Source organism: Streptomyces sp. NPDC003300, assembly GCF_040610915.1.
Classification (GTDB): Bacteria; Actinomycetota; Actinomycetes; order Streptomycetales; family Streptomycetaceae; genus Actinacidiphila.
The window spans coordinates 1-1,083 of record NZ_JBEXNE010000061.1 but is presented as its reverse complement, the minus strand read 5'-3'; the positions used below and the strand labels follow the sequence as shown (position 1 = coordinate 1,083).

The window sequence follows — 1,083 nt, the reverse complement described above, 5'->3', positions numbered from 1 at the left end:
GAACTCGCCGACTGGCCCCAACTCCGCGCAGCGGGCGCCGCCGTCAAGGACCACACCCTGCGCCACCTCGACCACTACCTCCTCCAGCTCGAGGAGAACATCACCGCCGCCGGCGGCACCGTCCACTGGGCCCTGGACGCCGACGACGCCAACCGCATCATCACCCGCCTCGTCCAGGACACCGGCGAAACCGAAATCGTCAAAGTCAAATCCATGGCCACCCAGGAAATCGGCCTCAACGACGCCCTGACCGCCGCCGGCATCACCGCCTACGAAACCGACCTCGCCGAACTCATCGTCCAGCTCGGCAACGACCTCCCCTCCCACATCCTCGTCCCCGCCATCCACAAAAACCGCCACCAGATCCGCGACATCTTCCACACCCAGATGACCACCTGGGGCCGCCCCGCACCCGACAACCTCACCGACACCCCCGCCGACCTCGCCGAAGCCGCCCGCCTCCACCTGCGGGAAAAGTTCCTCCGCGCGAAAGTCGGGATCTCCGGCGCCAACTTCATGATCGCCGACACCGGCACCCTCGTCGTCGTCGAATCCGAAGGCAACGGCCGCATGTGCCTCACCCTCCCCGAAACACTCATCTCCGTTGTCGGCATCGAGAAAGTCATCCCCACCTTCCAGGACCTGGAAATCTACCTCCAGACCCTCCCCCGCTCCTCCACCGCCGAACGCATGAACCCCTACACCACCCTGTGGACCGGCACCACCCACACCGACGGCCCCGAAAACTTCCACCTCGTCCTCATCGACAACGGCCGCACCGACACCCTCGCCGACACCACCGGCCGCCAGGCCCTGCGCTGCATCCGCTGCTCCGCCTGCCTCAACGTCTGCCCCGTCTACGAACGCGCCGGCGGCCACGCCTACGGCTCCCCCTACCCCGGCCCCATCGGCGCCATCCTCACCCCCCAACTCCGCACCACCACCACCGAACTCGACGCCTCACTCCCCTACGCCTCCACCCTCTGCGGCGCCTGCTACGACGTCTGCCCCGTCGCCATCAACATCCCCCAAGTCCTCGTCCACCTCCGCGAACGCGTCGCCCAGGGCGCCACCACCACCCAC

1 protein-coding gene is annotated in these 1,083 nt (G+C 67.7%); it reads left to right on the top strand.

Going from position 1 to position 1,083, the window contains the following annotated elements:
• On the top strand, positions 1-1,083 hold a 1,083-nt coding region (locus tag ABZX65_RS36310), incomplete at both ends, for a lactate utilization protein B (protein ID WP_355350362.1).